Source organism: Rhodococcus sp. ACT016, from assembly GCF_050477185.1.
Classification (GTDB): domain Bacteria; phylum Actinomycetota; class Actinomycetes; order Mycobacteriales; family Mycobacteriaceae; genus Prescottella.
Genome location: NZ_JBEAET010000001.1, coordinates 3,338,647 through 3,354,362 on the forward strand (window position 1 = coordinate 3,338,647; position 15,716 = coordinate 3,354,362).

Below are 15,716 nucleotides of genomic sequence, written 5' to 3' on the forward strand. Positions count from 1 at the left end.
CATCGTCACCACGGTTCTCCGCGTCGCGCCTCGACGAGTTCACCTGGGACAACTCTCTCCACATCCGCGCCTGACGCCCCATCGCTTCGCGGCGCACCAGCGCCGCCTCGTCAGGCTGATCTCGTTCGCCGGTGCGCTGCCCCGCTCGTCGTCGGCATACCCGAGAGCGAGTCGAGCCGAAGACCAACCGTCCCGCTCACCCGTGGAGAACCCATGTCCCAACGGTCCCTGACCGCCCTGCTGGCTGCCGTCGCCGCGGCAGGTCTCACGCTCACCGCGTGCTCGTCCGACACGTCGAGCGCCGACGCCGCCGTCGACGCGCGCGGGTGCATCACCGACTTCGACGCGAACACCGACTACTTCCCGGACAAGTCGACCCTGCTCGACGCGAAGAACTTCACCGTCGACTACCACGGCAGCTACCAGGTGCTGACCGTCAACCAGCCGTTCCCGGGCGCCTCGCCCGAGTCGTACGTGCTGGTCAAGTGCGGTGCGCCGGAGCCGGAACTGACCGGCGACCTGGCCGCGGCGCCGAAGATCACGACGCCGATCCAGAGCCTGTACTCGGCGTCCACGACGCACCTGCCGCTCATCACCGAGCTCGGCCAGCTCGATGTCCTCACCGGTGTCGCGAACGCGGCCAACGTGAACGGTGAAGACATTCGTGCCCGCATCGCGGAGGGCAAGATCGCCGAGTACGCGTCGGGCAAGACCGTCAACGTCGAGAAGGTCGTCGCGGCGAACCCCGACGTCCTGATGACGCAGGGCACCGACGACCCGTCGTACGTCAAGCTGCGCGCGGCCGGCATCCCGGTGGTCGCCAACGCCGAGTACCTCGAGAACACCGCTCTCGGCCGCGCCGAGTGGGTCAAGATGATGGCGGCGCTGACGGGCACCGAGGCGCAGGCGGGCACGCTGTACGACCAGATCCGCAGCGACTACGAGAAGGTTGCCGCCACCGCCGCGTCCGCCGAGAAGAAGCCGGTCCTGAACGGCACCATGTACCAGGGCACGTGGTACATGCCCGCCGGCGGTAGCTACGTGGGCCAGATGCTGCGTGACGCCGGCGCGACCTATCCGTGGGAGAGCGACCCTGCGACCGGCAGCCTCCAGCTGAACTTCGAGACCGTCTACGCACAGAACGGCACCGCGCCGCTGTGGCTCGTGATGAGCAACTGGCCCACCACCGGCGACGCGGTCGCCGAGGACCAGCGCTACGGACAGCTGACCGCCGTCAAGGACGGCCAGGTCTGGTCCGGCACCAAGGACATGGGCCCCACCGGCGGCAACAACTTCTACCAGTTGGGTGTGCTGCGCCCGGACCTGATCCTCGGTGACCTGGTCGCGATCGTGCACCCGGAGCTGGCCCCGAACCACGAGTTCGCGTTCTACCGGCCGGTTCCGCAGGCATGACGACGCTCCTGACCCGCCCGCCCGCCTCGGACACCGGGGCCGCGGGCGGGCGGGACGCCGCCCCGACCCCGCGGGTCCTCTCGCGCCGGGCGGCACTGGTCCTGGTCGGACTGGCGGCCGCAATCGTGGTGCTGTTCCTGCTCGCGCTGGCTCTCGGTCCGGTCCGCGTCCCGCTCGCCGACACCGTCCGCGTCGTTCTCGGCGCCCAGCCGTCCGATCCCCGCTGGCAGGTCGTCGTCCACGAGCTACGGCTGCCGCGGGCGCTGACCGCGGTGTTGGTGGGTGCCGCCCTGGGCGTTGCGGGCCTGCAGATGCAGACCCTGTTCCGCAACGCGCTCGCCGACCCCTACGTGCTCGGTGCCAGTTCCGGGGCGAGTCTCGGTGTGGCGCTCGTGGTCATCACGGCCGGGACCGCGGGCTCCGCGTCGTTCACCGCCGGACTCGCCGGCATGGGACGCGCCGGCGTCGTGCTGGCCGCCGCGGGCGGTGCCGCGATCGTGTTGCTGTTCGTGCTGATGCTGTCGCGCTGGGTGCGCTCGTCGGTGACGCTGCTGCTGGTGGGCGTCATGGTCGGTTCCGCGACCACCGCGATCGTGAGCGTGCTGCTCGTGTACGCGGATCCCGTTCGAGCCCAGTTGTTCCTGCTGTGGGGTCTCGGCAGCTTCGCCTCCACGACCTGGTCCGACCTGGCGCTCATGGCACCGATCGTGCTGGCCGCCGTCGCGGTCGCACTGGCCACCGTGCGCCCGCTCAATGCCCTGCTCCTCGGCGAGGGCTACGCCCGCACGATGGGCATCGATGTGCGCCGGGCACGGTTGATCACCCTGCTCACGGCGTCACTGCTCGCCGGGGTGACCACCGCGTTCTGCGGCCCGATCGGATTCCTCGGCCTGGCCGTCCCACACCTGGCTCGGCTGGCCGTCGGCACATCGGATCACCGCACGCTCATGCCGACGGTGATGCTGATGGGTTCCGCTGTGGCCCTCGCATGCGGCATCGTGAGTCAGGTACCGAACAGCGACCGTGTCCTGCCCCTCAACGCGGTGACCGCCATGATCGGCGCGCCGATCGTGATCACCGTGCTGATCCGGGCCCGCCGTGGAATCGATGGAGCCGCCCTGTGAGTACCGATGCAGTGAGCCCGGACGGGTCGGCCGTCGCGCTCCGCCTCGACGGCGTCACGACCGGATACTCGGTGCGACGCGCGCTGCGCCCGGCCGTCACCCGGTCCGTGGCCACCCGATTGTCGGCGACCGCCCGACGCGGCGAGCTGACCGTCCTCCTCGGACCCAACGGCAGCGGGAAGTCGACGCTGCTGCGGACCATCTGCGGTCTGCAGCCCGCGCTCGACGGTACGACCATGCTGGACGGCAGGGACATTCGCGACATGGCGGCCGACGAGGTGGCCCGCGCGATCGCGGTGGTACTCACCGAACGCGTCGATCCGGGGATGCTCTCCGGGCGCGAACTCGCCGGGCTCGGGCGCACTCCGCACCTGGGCCTCGGTGGCCGCATGAGTCCGCGCGATCACGCCGTCGTCGCGTGGGCGCTCGACGCGGTCGGCGCCACCCACCTCGCGGACCGACCGGCGTCCGAGATGTCCGACGGCGAACGCCAGCGCGTCCTCACCGCACGCGCTCTCGCGCAGGAACCCACACTGCTGGTTCTCGACGAGCCGACGGCGTTCCTCGACGTACCGTCGCGGGTCGCGCTGGTCGAGTTGATGCGGCGTGCGGCCCGCGAGCACGACCTGGCCGTCGTGATGTCGACGCATGACCTCGAATTGGCGCTGCGCGTCGCCGACCACGTGTGGTTGCTCGATCGCACCGGCCGCCTCGACACCGGCACCCCCGAGCAGCTCGCGCTCGACGGCCGCATCGGGTCGGTGTTCGATTCGCAGGCATTGCGATTCGATCCCGCGTCCGGCGTGTTCGTGCTGGACGCGACGGTCGGCGACAAACGACAGGTGCGAGTCTTCGGATCCGAGCCTGCGGTGTCCGCGGCGTGCCGGTTGCTCGGCCGAGAGGGCTTCGGCATCGCGACCGCCGACGACGACGGCACCGACGCGGAGCTGTCGGTGGACGTCGGGGTCGGCAGCGGCACCGTGGCACTGCGGCATGCCGGACACACGATGCGCCTGCCGAGTGTCGATGCACTCCCCGATGCGCTTCGCGCGCTGCCCGATTCGACGCTGCGAGTTGCGACGCCCGCCGAGATCGCCGCGACGCTGTCCGAGATCGCGACCGTCAGTCCGCATCTCGCGACCACGTCGGGCGCCCCCACGGCAGGCCGATGGCGCCGTGCCCGCGACCTGTACGAGAACCCGGGCGTCCTCGCGGAGACCGTCGACGCCGTCCGTCGGCGGATCGGCCCCACCGAGTGGCGGGTGGCCGCCTCGACGCTGTTCTTCGGCTACGCCGCGCGGCTGTGGAAGTCGGCGCTGGGCGGTGTGGTGCTGACCGAGCGGCTCCCCGATCTCGATCCCCACGACCTCGAGTGGATGTGCGATGAGGGGACGATCAGCCTCAACCTCCGAGATCCCCGCGGCTGGTCCTGCGCCGACCACGCGGAGCTGGTCGACCTGGCCCGGGTCATGGTGATGGACCGTCACCTCGAGCCGATGATCGGCGCCATCCGCGACGCCGAGCCGATGTCGGCCCGACTCCTATGGGGCAACGTCGCAGCGGCCCTCCTGGGCGCGGCGCGGGTGATCGGCAACGGCTCCGACCCCGAGACTGCGCTGCGCGCACAAAATTTCGCCGACGCGATCCTGCGCGATCCGCGTCTCGTGGACACCGTCGTCCCGGAGGGCGACGGCTACCGCCGGCGCAGCTGCTGTCTGTTCTATCGCACACCCAGGTCGGGCTTCTGTGGTGACTGCGCGCTCACCCGCCCGACCGAAAACGAAGAGGAAACCGCATGACCACCACCGAACCCGTCGAAGTGACCACCGAGAGCGGACGCCGCGAGCAGCGTTGGCCGTTCCCGACGGACGAGGAATCGCTGCTGAAGCTCGTCCACATCCTCTTCGAGGAGCACTGGGACGACATCTGGTTCGGCAACTTCGCCGAGGGCGCCGCGTGGGAGGTGGCCGCCCCCAACGCGCCCGAACGCATCTCGATGCTCGACGGGTACGTCACGGTCGACTTCGGCCGCTGGCACTTCCACCTGTGCATCGGCGAGCACACCGCGAGCGGTCCGGAGCTGGGCCGGATCCGCCGGTGCTCACGTGCCGAGATGTACCGCATGCTCGGCAAGGACGGCACGCCGACCTCGTGGGGTCTGCGGCTGTTCAACGGCCGCGACGACCAGATGATGACCGCGATGCTCCCCAACCCGTTCCTCACCAACCGGCAGAAGGCTCGCGACGAACCGGACTGGTCCCGGCTCGAGCTGTGGGACCGGCTCCGGGAGCAGTTCCTGGGCCTGGGCCCGGACGAGCAGGACCGCGCCGGAAAGGGGTTCCGTCACGGCTGAAACAGCAGATTGACCGTCAGGAGTGCCGAGATCGACTCGCGAGGAGGAGCGACATGACGACCGCTCGACCCGAATCCGTCCAACCGCCTGTCGTCGTCACCGAAAGCGGCGGGCGCGAGCAGCGCTGGCCGATTCCGGCCGACGAGGATTCACTGCTGCAACTGATCCACCTGCTGTTCGACGAGTACTGGGACGACATCTGGTTCGGCATCCTCATGGAGGGCGCGGCGTGGGAAGTCGCGGCGCCGAACGCGCCGAAGCGGATCTCGACGTACGACGGCTACGCCACGATCGACTTCGGCCGCTGGCACTTCCATCTGTGCATCGGTGAACACAAGGACAGCGGACCCGAACTCGGCCGGATCCGGCGGTGTTCGCGCGCCGAGCTGTACCGCAGCCTCGGCGCCGACGGGACCCCGCACTCGTGGGGCGTCCGGATGTTCAACGGCCGCGACGAGCAGATGATGACCGCCATGCTGCCGAACCCGTTCCTGACGAAGACGCAGCAGATCCGCGACGAGCTCGACTTCTCGCAACTGGCGCTTTGGGACCGCCTGCGTGAGATGTACCTCGGTCTGGCCCCGGACGAATTGGACCGGCAGGGCAAGGGTTACGCGCGCCACAGCTGAACAGACGATTGACTGGCCCGCACCGGAATACGGTGCGGGCCTGCCCGTCGTCCGGCAGCACCACGACGCAGAACTCCGTTGCGAATCCGATCTCCGCAGCCATCGCCGGATCGGCAATGCGACTTGGAACACACTCCGGTCAAACGACCCATTTCGACGTGCCTTGCGCCACAAATTGCACTACAGTTCAAAAAGTTGCCCCCTCCCCCCTGGGCAGCAACGGCGCTCGCCCGGCGATTCCCCCCCTGCCCGGGCGAGCAGTCGGGTGGTGGCGTGTGAGAACACTCCACGCCACCACCTGGCACCGTCTGGGACGATTCGCCGATGATCCTCGAGCACGCACTTCTTCAGGTGAAGCCCGGACACACCGCCGATTTCGAGGCGACCTTCGGTCGCGCGAAACAGATCATCGCCGCAATGCCCGGCTTCCGACGCCTCCGCCTCTCCTGCTGCCTCGAGCACCCCGGCACGTACCTGCTCCTCGTCGAGTGGGACAGCCTCGAGGCCCATACGGAGGGTTTCCGGGGCTCGCCCGAGTACCAGGAATGGCGCCGGCTGCTCCACCACTTCTACGACCCGTTCCCGACCGTCGAGCACTACGAGGACGTCGACTCCGCGTAACTGTTCGCACGAAAGTCCGTCGCCCGCGGCGCCACCGTCGGCCAGGATGGCTCCCGTGGAATCAACCGTCATCCTGAACGAGACCGACGCGGGCGAGTTGCTGACGCTCCAGCGCGCCGCGTACGTCACCGAAGCGCAGGCTCACCAGGACCTGCACCTGCCCCCGCTGACGCAGCCACTCGCGGATCTAGCGGACGAACTGCGCAGCCCGGACGTCGTCGCTCTCGGGCTGCGCGGCAGCGGCGCCCGCCTCGTCGCCGCGGTGCGTGTCCGTGTCGATCCCGATCGCCCGCATGTCGCCGAACTGGGGCGGCTCGTCGTCGTCCCGGATCTGCAAGGCCGCGGGCTGGGAAGCCGTCTCCTCGGCCTCGCCGAGCAGCGACTGCCCGACTCGGTGACGACGATGCGGCTGTTCACCGGAGAACACAGCGCCGCCAATCTCCGCCTCTACGCCCGGTTCGGATACACCGAGACGCACCGCACCTCGACCCCTGGCGGCTACGACATCGTCCACATGACTAAAGACGTGCACTGACCGCACTGGGCCTACCACAGCGTGCCGACCGCACAAAAAACTCCGGGCCACGATCGGATGATCGTGACCCGGAGTTTCGGAGTGGAGCTAAGGGGACTCGAACCCCTGACCCCCACACTGCCAGTGTGGTGCGCTACCAGCTGCGCCATAGCCCCGTGTTGAGTTGTTCTCTGCGCTTCCGGAGTGACTCCCTCGCGCTGAAAGAAAGTTACACCACCGCCGACATGGACTACAAATCGCCTGGTCAGAGGTAATAGGGCCCGACGGTGGCCGGCCCGATCGGGCCGGCCACCGGGCGGTTCCTACTGCGAAACCTGCGAAACCCAGTCCGGGTTGCTGAGCGCGTCGACCACCTGGCCGTTGTGGACGACGGCCGGGGTGCCCGTTGCGCCGGACGCGGCGAGGGCGGCACGGCCGGTCTCGGCGTCCGCGGCGGCCTGCTGCACCCGCTCACCGCTGGTGATGCAGTTGACGACCGTGTCGTTCGCGCCGGCATCCTTGGCCAGCTTCGCGAGGTCCTCGTTCGACAGGTCCGACTTCCCGTTCTCGGGCGGCTGGTTCTCCGGCGAGAACAGCTCACCGTGGAACTTGGAGTACGCGATCGCGTCACCGCTCTGCGCGACGCACTGGGACGCGGCAACCGCGCGGGTCGAGTAGTCGCCGCTCGCGGAGAGCCGGTTGAGGAAGTTGAGGATGTGGTAGCGAACCGCGAACTTGCCCTCGTCGATGGCCTGGGCCACCTCCTGGCCGTGCTTCTGCTCGAGCTGCGCGCAGTAGGGGCACATCGGGTCCTCGAACACGTCGATGGTGTTCGTCACGTCGGGGAGCCCGAGTCGGACGACGCCCGCATCCTCCATCGTCACCGTGACGGCGGCGTTCTGGACCGCGCCGTAGCCGGCGTTGCGCGGCTCGTCGCTGCTCTTCGTCAGGAGGATGCCGCCGATCACCAGCGCCGCGATCACCACGATCGCGAGACCGCCGACGATGTACGTCGCCTTGCTGGACGTCGCCTGCGGGGTGTACTTGGCCGACTTCGGTTTCTTCGAACTCACTTCGCGTCCTTCGTCATGGGTGTGAGATCCGTTCGGAACTGATGACAGTGCCTGCCGCGTGACCGCGAACAGGCACTACTCGGCCCCTACTCTGCCACCGGCGCCTGAGCGGGCACTGAGAACGGCACGCGGGATCGCGGTCCGAGCGAGTACGGGCTCCGGGGGAACACCACGAGCCACACCGCCAGCGCCAGGAAACCGACATCTCGGGCAATCTCCCGCGCGTAGTCCCAGCCGCCGACGTCGGCGGCTCCACCACCACCGAAGCATCCGCAGTCGATCGACAGGCCGCGGGCCCACACCGAGATGATCACGCCGATCAGGACGAGCAGCGTGGCGCTGGAGACCACCGCCACCACCCGTACCCCGAGGCCGATCACCAGGAACAGGCCGAGAGCGATCTCGAACATCGGCATCGTGTACGCGACCGGGCGGACGAGGTCCTCGGGCAACAGTTGATAGGCCCGGACCGCGACCACGGTCTGGGTGGGATCGATGAACTTGATCCACCCGGAGATCAGCCACACAGCGGCCAGGCCGAAGCGCGCGAGGAGGCTCACAATGCGAATCCACACGCCCCACACGCTACCGAAGAGGTATGCCTGCGCTTTCTAGATCAGTTCCGTTTCCCCAGCTAGGTTCAGTTTCGTGAACGCCGCACCGGACACCGCACCCAAGCCGCACGACTTCGACCACACCCACGCCGACGTCTCGGGGGGCTGGCTGCGCGCCGCCGTGTTCGGCGCGATGGACGGCCTGGTCACCAACACGTCACTGATCGCCGGCGTCGGCGGCGCGGGCGTCGACGCGCATACCGTCGTGCTCAGCGGCGTGGCGGGGCTGGTGGCGGGCGCGTTCTCGATGGCGCTCGGCGAATACACGTCGGTGAAGACGTCCAACGAACAGATCGACGCCGAGGTGCGGGTGGAGCGGCGGGCGCTTCGCACGCACCCCGAAGCGGAGGAGGCCGAGTTGGTGGAGACCTTCACGACCATGGGCATGAGCGAGCAGACGGCGACCGCCGCCGCGGCCGAGGTCCACGCGGACGCCGAGCGGGCGGTCGAGATCCACATCACCCACGAACTGGGCGTGAACCCGAACGAGAAGCCGTCGCCGGTGGTCGCGGCGGGGTCGTCGTTCGTGATGTTCGCGATCGGCGCGATCATCCCGCTGATCCCCTACCTGTTGGGATTCGAGTCGCTGATCGCCGGCCTCGCAATCGGCGGCGCCGGGCTACTGCTCGCGGGCGCGCTCGCGGCGCACTTCACCGCCCAGTCCAAGTTCCGCGGCGCCCTCCGGCAGCTGCTGTTCGGCGCGATCGCCGTCGGCGCCACCTACCTCGTGGGTGCGCTCATCGGAATCGGGGTGCCCGGCTGAGCCGTCCGAGCCGGCTGAGCCGTCCTTGACGTGGCCCTTGGGCGCGAAGATCCACATCAGAATCGGCAGCAACATGATGCCGCCGGTGATCGCCCAAGCCGCGCCGAAAGACCAGGTCTCCGCGAGCCATCCCGCCACGAGCGGGCCCGCGAACGCGCCGACGTCGCTCACCATCTGGAAGGCCGCCAGCACCGGGCCGCCACGCCGCTGGGAGCCGACCACGTCCGCCACCGCGGCCTGCTGCGCCGGCCCCATGACACCGGAACCGATGCCGCAGACCGCTGTCGCGATGTAGAAGACGACGAGGTTGTCGGCGAAACCCATGGCGATGGTGGAGACGCCGCAGATCGCGAGTCCGACGACCACGAACTGTCTGCGACCGAGGCGATCCGACAGGCGCCCGGAGCGCATGAGCACCACGGCGTTGCCGATCGCGAACACGGTGAGCGCGATCGCGGCCGTCGCCTCACTCCCGTCCAGGGCGGCGACGACGAACAGCGGCACGAGCGAGATCCGCACTCCGAAGATCACCCAGCCGGTGACCAGGTTCGATCCGAGCGCGGCCCGGTACGTCGACGAGCGCAGTCCTTCGCGCAGGGTCATCGCCTGCAGGTTGCTCTCCCCCGCCGGTTCGGCGAGGTGCGACTTCCGCAGCGCGACGAACACGACGGCCGCGGCGACGACGAGCGCGACGGTGTAGATCACGAACGGGACCCGCAGCCCGAACCTCGCGAGCGCGCCACCGACCAGCGGGCCGCTGATGGTGCCGATGAGGAACGCCGCCGAGTACACGCCCGACACCCGGCCTCGACCGCCCGGCGGCGACATCCGGATCAGCAGGCCGAGTGCCGAGACGGTGAACATCGTGGAGCCGATGCCGCCGAGCGCCCGGAACACCAGCAGCTGCCAGTAGCTGTTCGCGAGGGCGCACGCACCCATCGAGCCCGCCGTGATGAGCAGACCGGTGAGGTAGGTGGGCCGCTCGCCGATCGCCTGGACCAGGCGGCCGCTGACGGGTGCGAAGGCCAGCCGCATGAGCGCGAACACACTGATCACCGCACTGGCCGCGGTGAGTCCCACACCGAAACTGCTCGCGAACTGCGGCAGCGCCGGGGCCACGATCCCGTACCCGAGGGCGACGATGAACGCCGACACCACGAGCACCCAGATCTCCTTGGGCAGCCCGGGTTCGGCGGATGTCGTGGATTCAGTCGGGTTTCTCATCGTCGATGAATGTATCGACGCTGCACGAGGGCGAATCAAGCAAGTCCCAGTGCGCGGGAGACGACATCCTGCGCGGCGGCCTGAACCTCGGTGAGATGCGCTGGGCCGAGGAAGGATTCGGCGTAGATCTTGTAGACGTCCTCGGTGCCGGACGGCCGCGCCGCGAACCACGCGTTCTCGGTGACGACCTTGAGTCCACCGATCGCGGCGCCGTTGCCGGGTGCCGTCGTCAACGTCGCGGTGACCGACTCCCCGGCCAACTCGGTGGCGGTGACCTGCTCGGGCGAGAGCTTCGCCAACACCGCCTTCTGCTCCCGCGTCGCCGGGGCGTCGATCCGGGCGTACGCCGGATCGCCGTGCTGTCTGGTGAGTTCGCGGTAACGCTCGGACGGGCTCTGCCCGGTGACCGCGGTGATCTCGGCGGCCAGCAGCGCCAGCAGCAGTCCGTCCTTGTCGGTGGTCCACACCGTGCCGTCGTGCCGGAGGAACGAGGCCCCCGCGCTCTCCTCGCCACCGAACCCGAGGGAGCCGTCGAGCAGCCCCGGCACGAACCACTTGAACCCGACGGGCACCTCCACGACCGACCGGCCGAGCCCGCCGGCGACCCGATCGATCATCGACGAGCTGACGAGGGTCTTGCCGACCTTCGTCGTCGGCGACCATCCGGCGCGGTAGGTGTAGAGGTAGTCGATCGCGACCGCCAGATAGTGGTTGGGATTCATCAGCCCGCCGTCCGGGGTGACGATGCCGTGCCGGTCGGCGTCGGCGTCGTTGCCGGTGGCCAGGTCGAACCGGTCGCGCGCGGCGATCAGCGAGGCCATCGCGTACGGCGACGAGCAGTCCATCCGGATCCGACCGTCACCGTCGAGGGTCATGAACCGCCACGTCGCGTCGACGAGCGGATTGACGACCGTGAGATCGAGGCGGTGCCGCTCGGCGATCGCCGCCCAGTAGTCGACCGACGCGCCGCCGAGCGGGTCGGCACCGATGCGCAGTCCCGACGCGCGGATCGTGTCGAGGTCGAGCACGCTGGGCAGGTCGTCGACGTAGGCGGCGAGGAAGTCGTAGCGGCCGGCGGCCTCGAGCGCCCTCGCGAGCGGCACCCGGGCGATGCCGGACAACCCGGACCGCAGTAGGGCGTTGGCCCGGTCGGCGATGACCGTGGTGGCGTCGCTGTCCGCCGGGCCGCCGTGCGGCGGGTTGTATTTGAAGCCCCCGTCCCGCGGCGGATTGTGCGACGGCGTGACGACGATGCCGTCGGCCCGGCCGGCCGGGCCGGTGGCGTTGTGCCGCAGGATCGCGTGACTGACCGCGGGGGTCGGCGTGTACCCGTCACGCGAATCGATCACCACCGCAACATCGTTCGCGACCAGCACCTCGAGTGCGGTCGCCCACGCCGGTTCGGACAGCGCGTGCGTGTCGCGGCCCAGGAACAGTGGGCCCGTGATGCCCTGCGCCGCCCGGTACTCGACGATCGCCTGGGTGGTCGCGGCGATGTGCGCCTCGTTGAAGGCGGAGTCGAGACTCGAACCGCGGTGTCCGGACGTCCCGAACACCACCTGCTGCTGCGGATCCGACGGATCGGGCGTGCGCGTGTAGTAGGCGGACACCAGGTGCGCCAGATCCTCCAGGTCCTCCGGCCGCGCCACCTGGCCCGCACGTTCGTGCACCATCAACCCCTCCGACTCCGTGATGCTGGAAACGATGCGGAAGACGCATCGGTTCCATCGTGCCAGGGGTGGAAGCTACCTGCCGGTTCATCGGGTTCAACCGGTGATCCGAAACCCCAACCACGCGAAACCGATACCGATGGCGAGACTGGCCGCGACATACACCGCGGACGTGACGGATCGGCGCACCCGCACGAGACCGACGGCCTCGTTCGCGAACGTCGAGTACGTCGTCAGACCGCCGCAGAAGCCGGTGCCGAGAAGCGCGAACAGCGCGGCCGGCATCGTGGCACCGGCAAGCAAGCCAAGGATCAGGCAGCCGGACACGTTCACCACGAACGTCGGCACGGGAAAGCTGCCGTACGAGTGCAGATGCCGGCCCGCGAGGTATCGGACCGAAGCCCCTGCGCCCCCACCGAGAGCGACCCACAACAAGTTCACGCGGCCTCACCCCGGAGACGCACGTGCAGATACTCTCCTGCGCCCATCCCGAGGCGCGCCGCGAGCAGTGCGGGCAGCAGTGTCGCGACCACGTAGAGCACCGCCGAACCGGGGTTCTGCACCACATCGACGGCCATCGTCGAGAAGGTAGTGAAGCCGCCCAGCACGCCGACGCCGAGGAAGAGCCGCCACAGTCGATCGGGGCCGACCATCGCCGCGAGCACGCCGAGGAGCAACGACCCGATCACGTTGATCACCGTGACCGTCCAGATCCCGTGGAACTGCTGGGAGAGCAGGAACCGGACGCTCGCGCCGATCGCACCGCCGAGTGCCACGACGATCAGCGCCCGACCCTCCACCATCACGTCGCTCCCGTCCTGTTCGCCGTCACCGATCCTGGCGTGCGGGCCGAGCCCGGCCGCGCGATCCCGGCGTCCTCGCCCGCATGATCATCGCAGCGACGAAGTAGCGGCACGGCGTTTGCCCCTCGTTGGCGAATCGGTGGGGGGCGTCAGCCTCGAAGTACAACGTGTCGCCGGCGCCGAGTGTCCACGAGCGTTCCCCCACGTCGATCACAAGCTCGCCGTCGACGACGTGGACGAACTCGTGCGAGTTCGGCGCGTACGCGGGGAACTCACCGGCGTCGCACGCGGCCGGCAGGACGATCTCCATCCATTCGAAGTTCACTCCGGGAATCACCGGCGTCAGGACAGTCCTGGTCCAGCCACCGTCCTCCTCCGCGACGTCGTGGTCGGTCGCTCGGCGCAGGACGGTGCGGTCACGCTCGTCCCCGCTGATCAGCGCCTCCAGTTCCACGCCGAGTCCGCGCGCGATCCGGTCGAGCACCACGACGGTGGGCGCCTTCGCGCCGCGCTCGATCGCCGAGATCATGCTCACACTGACGTCCGAGCGCGCGGCCGCCTCGGCCAAGGTCAGGTCCGCCGCGCGCCGGGCCTGTTGCACACGTTCACCGAGAGCCTCCAGATTCATGTGCTCTATAGTAGTTGCAGTTCAACCTCTATAGAAGAATTGGGAGGGGATCATGCCGGAAGCCACAGTGCGCCCCGCCTGGCCGGCCGACCTCGCCGACATCGCGTCGATCTATCGGCACTACGTGAACACAACCACCGTGACGCTGGACGAGACGCCACCCGACCACGCGGCGTGGAGCAGTCGCTACTGGTCGTTGGCCGGGCGGGGACTGCCGTTCCTCGTTGCCGAGACGGACGGGCGGATCGCCGGTTACTCGTACTGCGCGCCCTGGAAGACGCGCTCGGCCTACCGGTACTGCGTCGAGGAATCGATCTACCTGGCGCCGTGGGCCACGGGACGACGGATCGGCGGTGCGCTGCTCGACCGCACACTCGACGAGTGCACCCGTATCGGGATCCGTGAGGTGATCGCGGTGCTGACGTCCGAAACCGGTGCACCCGAATCGAGTTCGTTCCACCTACACCGAAGTCGAGGCTTCGAGGTCGCCGGACGACTGAAGGGCGTCGGGTTCAAGAACGCCTCGACGATCGACACGGTCATCATGCAGTGCGCGCTCGCCGACCCCGACCGGGCACGCTTGGCCGCAGGGCAGCGCGTCTAGTTCAGACCGAGGAACAGGTCGTGGGCGCCGTCACGGTCCGGCCGATAGCCGACGTCTAGCTTGTACGCGCCGGGACGCAACTCGTTGACCTCGGCCCACCGGTACATGAAGGCGAAGCTGTCGCCGATCGCGGCCTCGTCACCCCGATGCGGGTGGTGCAGGTATCGGCCGGCCGGGGCCTTTGCGATGGTCCACCCCTCGGGCAGGGACGCGGGCAGTGCCTCGACGACGACGCCGAGCAACTCGCGGTAGACACCGTCACCCAGATCCGTGCTGAACTCCACGAATACATCGTCGGGCCCGGTCAGCAGGTCGCTGCGACGGGCGAAGACACGCGCCCACGCCTGCGGCACCACGACGGCCAGTTCGTCGAACGGCGCGACCACCTCGATCCCGACAATCGTCGTCGCGGGCCGCTCCACTATCTGCACGAAGGTCTCCTCCACTCGGCGCGTCAGGCCCGTAGCATCGCGGCCTCGATGGCGGTCAGCTTGTCGGTCAGGTCCGCGCCGACCTGGGCGATGTAGGGCTCGTCGACGATCTGGATATGGTCGCACCCGACGTGGACGATCTCCAGGTTCTGCACCGCCTCACCCCAACCGCCGTCGGGCTGCCGGGTCCCGAATGCGGGCTCGAGCGCGATCTGGTCGTCCAGGTAGGTCTCGGCCATGTAGAGCACGACGTCGCCGTCGTAGGTCTCCAGGTCGGTGGTCGGGATGGCGCGGTTGTCGAGCCACGACGTGCGCTGGTGCTCGATGATGCCGCTGGGGATCTTGGCGCCGCTCATCCTGAGCAGCCCCATCAGGATGTCGATCTGTTCCTCGTCGCTGCCGGCGGCGGCGAGCTGGTCGTAAGGCAGCGGCGCGTCGAAGTTGTAGGTCTTCTTCGCGAACGCGGCGTAGCGCTGCCAGCGCTTGCGGATCTCCTCGGGGGTGTCGTCGACCTTCTCACCCGGCATGACGGTGTCGATCAGGCCGACCAGCCGAACGTCCGCCCCGTCCTTCCGAAGTTGCTTGGCCACGGCGTAAGCCAGTGCACCCCCGAACGACCAGCCGGCCAGCACGTAGGGACCGTCGCCCTGGATCTCGCGCAGAATCGGCAGGTACTCCGCAGCCCTGTCCCGAAGGGGACCCTCGACCCGCTCGAGGCCGTACATCGGGGTGTGCGCGGGCAGCCGCTTGAGGAGCGGCTCGTACGCCACCGTCGACCCACCGGCCGGATGGAACACGAACACCGGCACCGCATCCGAACCCTCGGCCCGCGGACGCAGCGTGCGCACCAGACCGTCGATCTTCAGCCCGTCCTCGAGATGCTGACGCACCGTCTCGGCCAGCTGCTCGATGGTCTCGGCGTCGAGCACGTCGTCGACGGTGATCTCGCCGCCGGAACGCTCGGTCAACCGTGCCGCCAGCTTCTCGGCGGCCTCGTCGTCCAGGATCGGCAGCGTCGCGAAGATGCTCTTCGCCGACTTACCGGTCACCACTGCCCACGACGCGAACGCCAGGCGCTCGGCAGCGTCGCGCGGCGGAACGTCGACCTCGCCGGACACGGCGGGAGCCCTCCCCTCCGGATCGCGACGGCGTTCGGACCGGGGCGACCGCGCGGCCGGCTCCGGGTTCTCCTCGCCCGACGACACGACCGCTTCGTGCAGGAGCGCAAAACCCGACGCATTGACCACGGGCG

The 15,716-nt window shown here is 69.0% G+C and carries 16 protein-coding genes, 1 tRNA gene and 2 pseudogenes; 9 read left to right on the forward strand and 10 right to left on the reverse strand.

The features are described 5' to 3' along the window. Positions 1-213: 213 nt before the first annotated feature. The 7 genes from ACQ5DX_RS15335 to ACQ5DX_RS15365 all read left to right on the forward strand — a co-directional run bounded on the left by ACQ5DX_RS15335 (position 214) and on the right by ACQ5DX_RS15365 (position 6,675). Entirely contained in the window at positions 214-1,413 is a 1,200-nt protein-coding gene (locus ACQ5DX_RS15335; protein WP_430333414.1) for an ABC transporter substrate-binding protein, read from the forward strand. Then, entirely contained in the window at positions 1,410-2,537 is a 1,128-nt protein-coding gene (locus ACQ5DX_RS15340; RefSeq protein ID WP_430333415.1) for a FecCD family ABC transporter permease, read from the forward strand. The genes ACQ5DX_RS15335 and ACQ5DX_RS15340 overlap by 4 nt, the downstream gene beginning before the upstream one ends. Beyond that, positions 2,534-4,336 carry an ATP-binding cassette domain-containing protein gene (locus tag ACQ5DX_RS15345; protein WP_430333416.1) on the forward strand — a complete coding sequence of 601 codons (1,803 nt, stop codon included), beginning with the start codon at positions 2,534-2,536 and terminating at the stop codon, positions 4,334-4,336. The genes ACQ5DX_RS15340 and ACQ5DX_RS15345 overlap by 4 nt, the downstream gene beginning before the upstream one ends. Further along, positions 4,333-4,890 (forward strand): DUF7676 family protein, encoded by a 558-nt coding sequence (locus ACQ5DX_RS15350; protein ID WP_430333417.1) that lies wholly within the window; start codon positions 4,333-4,335, stop codon positions 4,888-4,890. Before ACQ5DX_RS15345 ends, ACQ5DX_RS15350 begins: the two co-directional genes overlap by 4 nt. 53 nt (positions 4,891-4,943) lie before the next feature. Continuing rightward, positions 4,944-5,519: a DUF7676 family protein gene (locus ACQ5DX_RS15355; protein ID WP_430333418.1), complete on the forward strand. Its 576-nt coding sequence runs from the start codon at positions 4,944-4,946 to the stop codon at positions 5,517-5,519. A 324-nt stretch (positions 5,520-5,843) separates the two neighbouring features. Next, positions 5,844-6,140 (forward strand): antibiotic biosynthesis monooxygenase family protein, encoded by a 297-nt coding sequence (locus tag ACQ5DX_RS15360; RefSeq protein ID WP_430333419.1) that lies wholly within the window; start codon positions 5,844-5,846, stop codon positions 6,138-6,140. Between the two features lie 55 nt (positions 6,141-6,195). After that, the gene (locus ACQ5DX_RS15365; RefSeq protein ID WP_430333420.1) at positions 6,196-6,675 is read left to right on the forward strand and encodes a GNAT family N-acetyltransferase; all 480 of its coding nucleotides are present in this window, start codon (positions 6,196-6,198) and stop codon (positions 6,673-6,675) included. A gap of 82 nt (positions 6,676-6,757) precedes the next feature. On the opposite strand, the gene ACQ5DX_RS15370 is transcribed toward ACQ5DX_RS15365, so the two are convergent. The 3 genes from ACQ5DX_RS15370 to ACQ5DX_RS15380 all read right to left on the reverse strand — a co-directional run bounded on the left by ACQ5DX_RS15370 (position 6,758) and on the right by ACQ5DX_RS15380 (position 8,302). Continuing rightward, positions 6,758-6,830 (reverse strand) — tRNA-Ala (locus ACQ5DX_RS15370). A gap of 147 nt (positions 6,831-6,977) precedes the next feature. Beyond that, a complete protein-coding gene (locus tag ACQ5DX_RS15375) occupies positions 6,978-7,727 on the reverse strand; it encodes a DsbA family protein (protein ID WP_430333421.1) in 750 nt (249 codons plus the stop codon). A gap of 86 nt (positions 7,728-7,813) precedes the next feature. Continuing rightward, positions 7,814-8,302: a MauE/DoxX family redox-associated membrane protein gene (locus ACQ5DX_RS15380; protein WP_430333422.1), complete on the reverse strand. Its 489-nt coding sequence runs from the start codon at positions 8,300-8,302 to the stop codon at positions 7,814-7,816. Between the two features lie 73 nt (positions 8,303-8,375). Here ACQ5DX_RS15380 and ACQ5DX_RS15385 point away from each other — a divergent pair, with 73 nt between their 5' ends. Then, entirely contained in the window at positions 8,376-9,104 is a 729-nt protein-coding gene (locus ACQ5DX_RS15385) for a VIT1/CCC1 transporter family protein (protein WP_430333423.1), read from the forward strand. Positions 9,105-9,140: 36 nt separating this feature from the next. Here the strand turns inward: ACQ5DX_RS15385 and ACQ5DX_RS15390 are convergent. The 5 genes and pseudogenes from ACQ5DX_RS15390 to ACQ5DX_RS15410 form a co-directional block, all read right to left on the reverse strand. Then, positions 9,141-10,328 (reverse strand): annotated as a pseudogene (locus ACQ5DX_RS15390) (MFS transporter); the annotation flags it as partial. A 35-nt stretch (positions 10,329-10,363) separates the two neighbouring features. Next, positions 10,364-12,001, reverse strand: a complete 1,638-nt coding sequence (gene pgm / locus ACQ5DX_RS15395; RefSeq protein ID WP_430333424.1) for a phosphoglucomutase (alpha-D-glucose-1,6-bisphosphate-dependent) — start codon at positions 11,999-12,001, stop codon at positions 10,364-10,366. Between the two features lie 93 nt (positions 12,002-12,094). Continuing rightward, positions 12,095-12,439 carry a fluoride efflux transporter CrcB gene (crcB, locus tag ACQ5DX_RS15400; protein WP_430333425.1) on the reverse strand — a complete coding sequence of 115 codons (345 nt, stop codon included), beginning with the start codon at positions 12,437-12,439 and terminating at the stop codon, positions 12,095-12,097. Then, positions 12,436-12,801, reverse strand: coding sequence for a fluoride efflux transporter FluC (locus tag ACQ5DX_RS15405; RefSeq protein WP_430333426.1), 366 nt, complete (start codon positions 12,799-12,801; stop codon positions 12,436-12,438). Before ACQ5DX_RS15405 ends, crcB begins: the two co-directional genes overlap by 4 nt. A gap of 25 nt (positions 12,802-12,826) precedes the next feature. Beyond that, on the reverse strand, positions 12,827-13,429 hold the full coding sequence (locus tag ACQ5DX_RS15410; RefSeq protein ID WP_430333427.1) for a helix-turn-helix domain-containing protein: 603 nt from the start codon (positions 13,427-13,429) through the stop codon (positions 12,827-12,829). Between the two features lie 52 nt (positions 13,430-13,481). On the opposite strand from ACQ5DX_RS15410, the gene ACQ5DX_RS15415 reads away from it, so the two are divergent. Beyond that, positions 13,482-14,033: an N-acetyltransferase family protein gene (locus ACQ5DX_RS15415; RefSeq protein ID WP_430333428.1), complete on the forward strand. Its 552-nt coding sequence runs from the start codon at positions 13,482-13,484 to the stop codon at positions 14,031-14,033. Here ACQ5DX_RS15415 and ACQ5DX_RS15420 read toward each other — a convergent pair. Next, entirely contained in the window at positions 14,030-14,464 is a 435-nt protein-coding gene (locus tag ACQ5DX_RS15420; RefSeq protein ID WP_430333429.1) for an effector binding domain-containing protein, read from the reverse strand. The genes ACQ5DX_RS15415 and ACQ5DX_RS15420 overlap by 4 nt on opposite strands. A 23-nt stretch (positions 14,465-14,487) precedes the next feature. Next, positions 14,488-15,570 (reverse strand): annotated as a pseudogene (locus tag ACQ5DX_RS15425) (thioesterase domain-containing protein); the annotation flags it as partial. Positions 15,571-15,716: the final 146 nt, after the last annotated feature.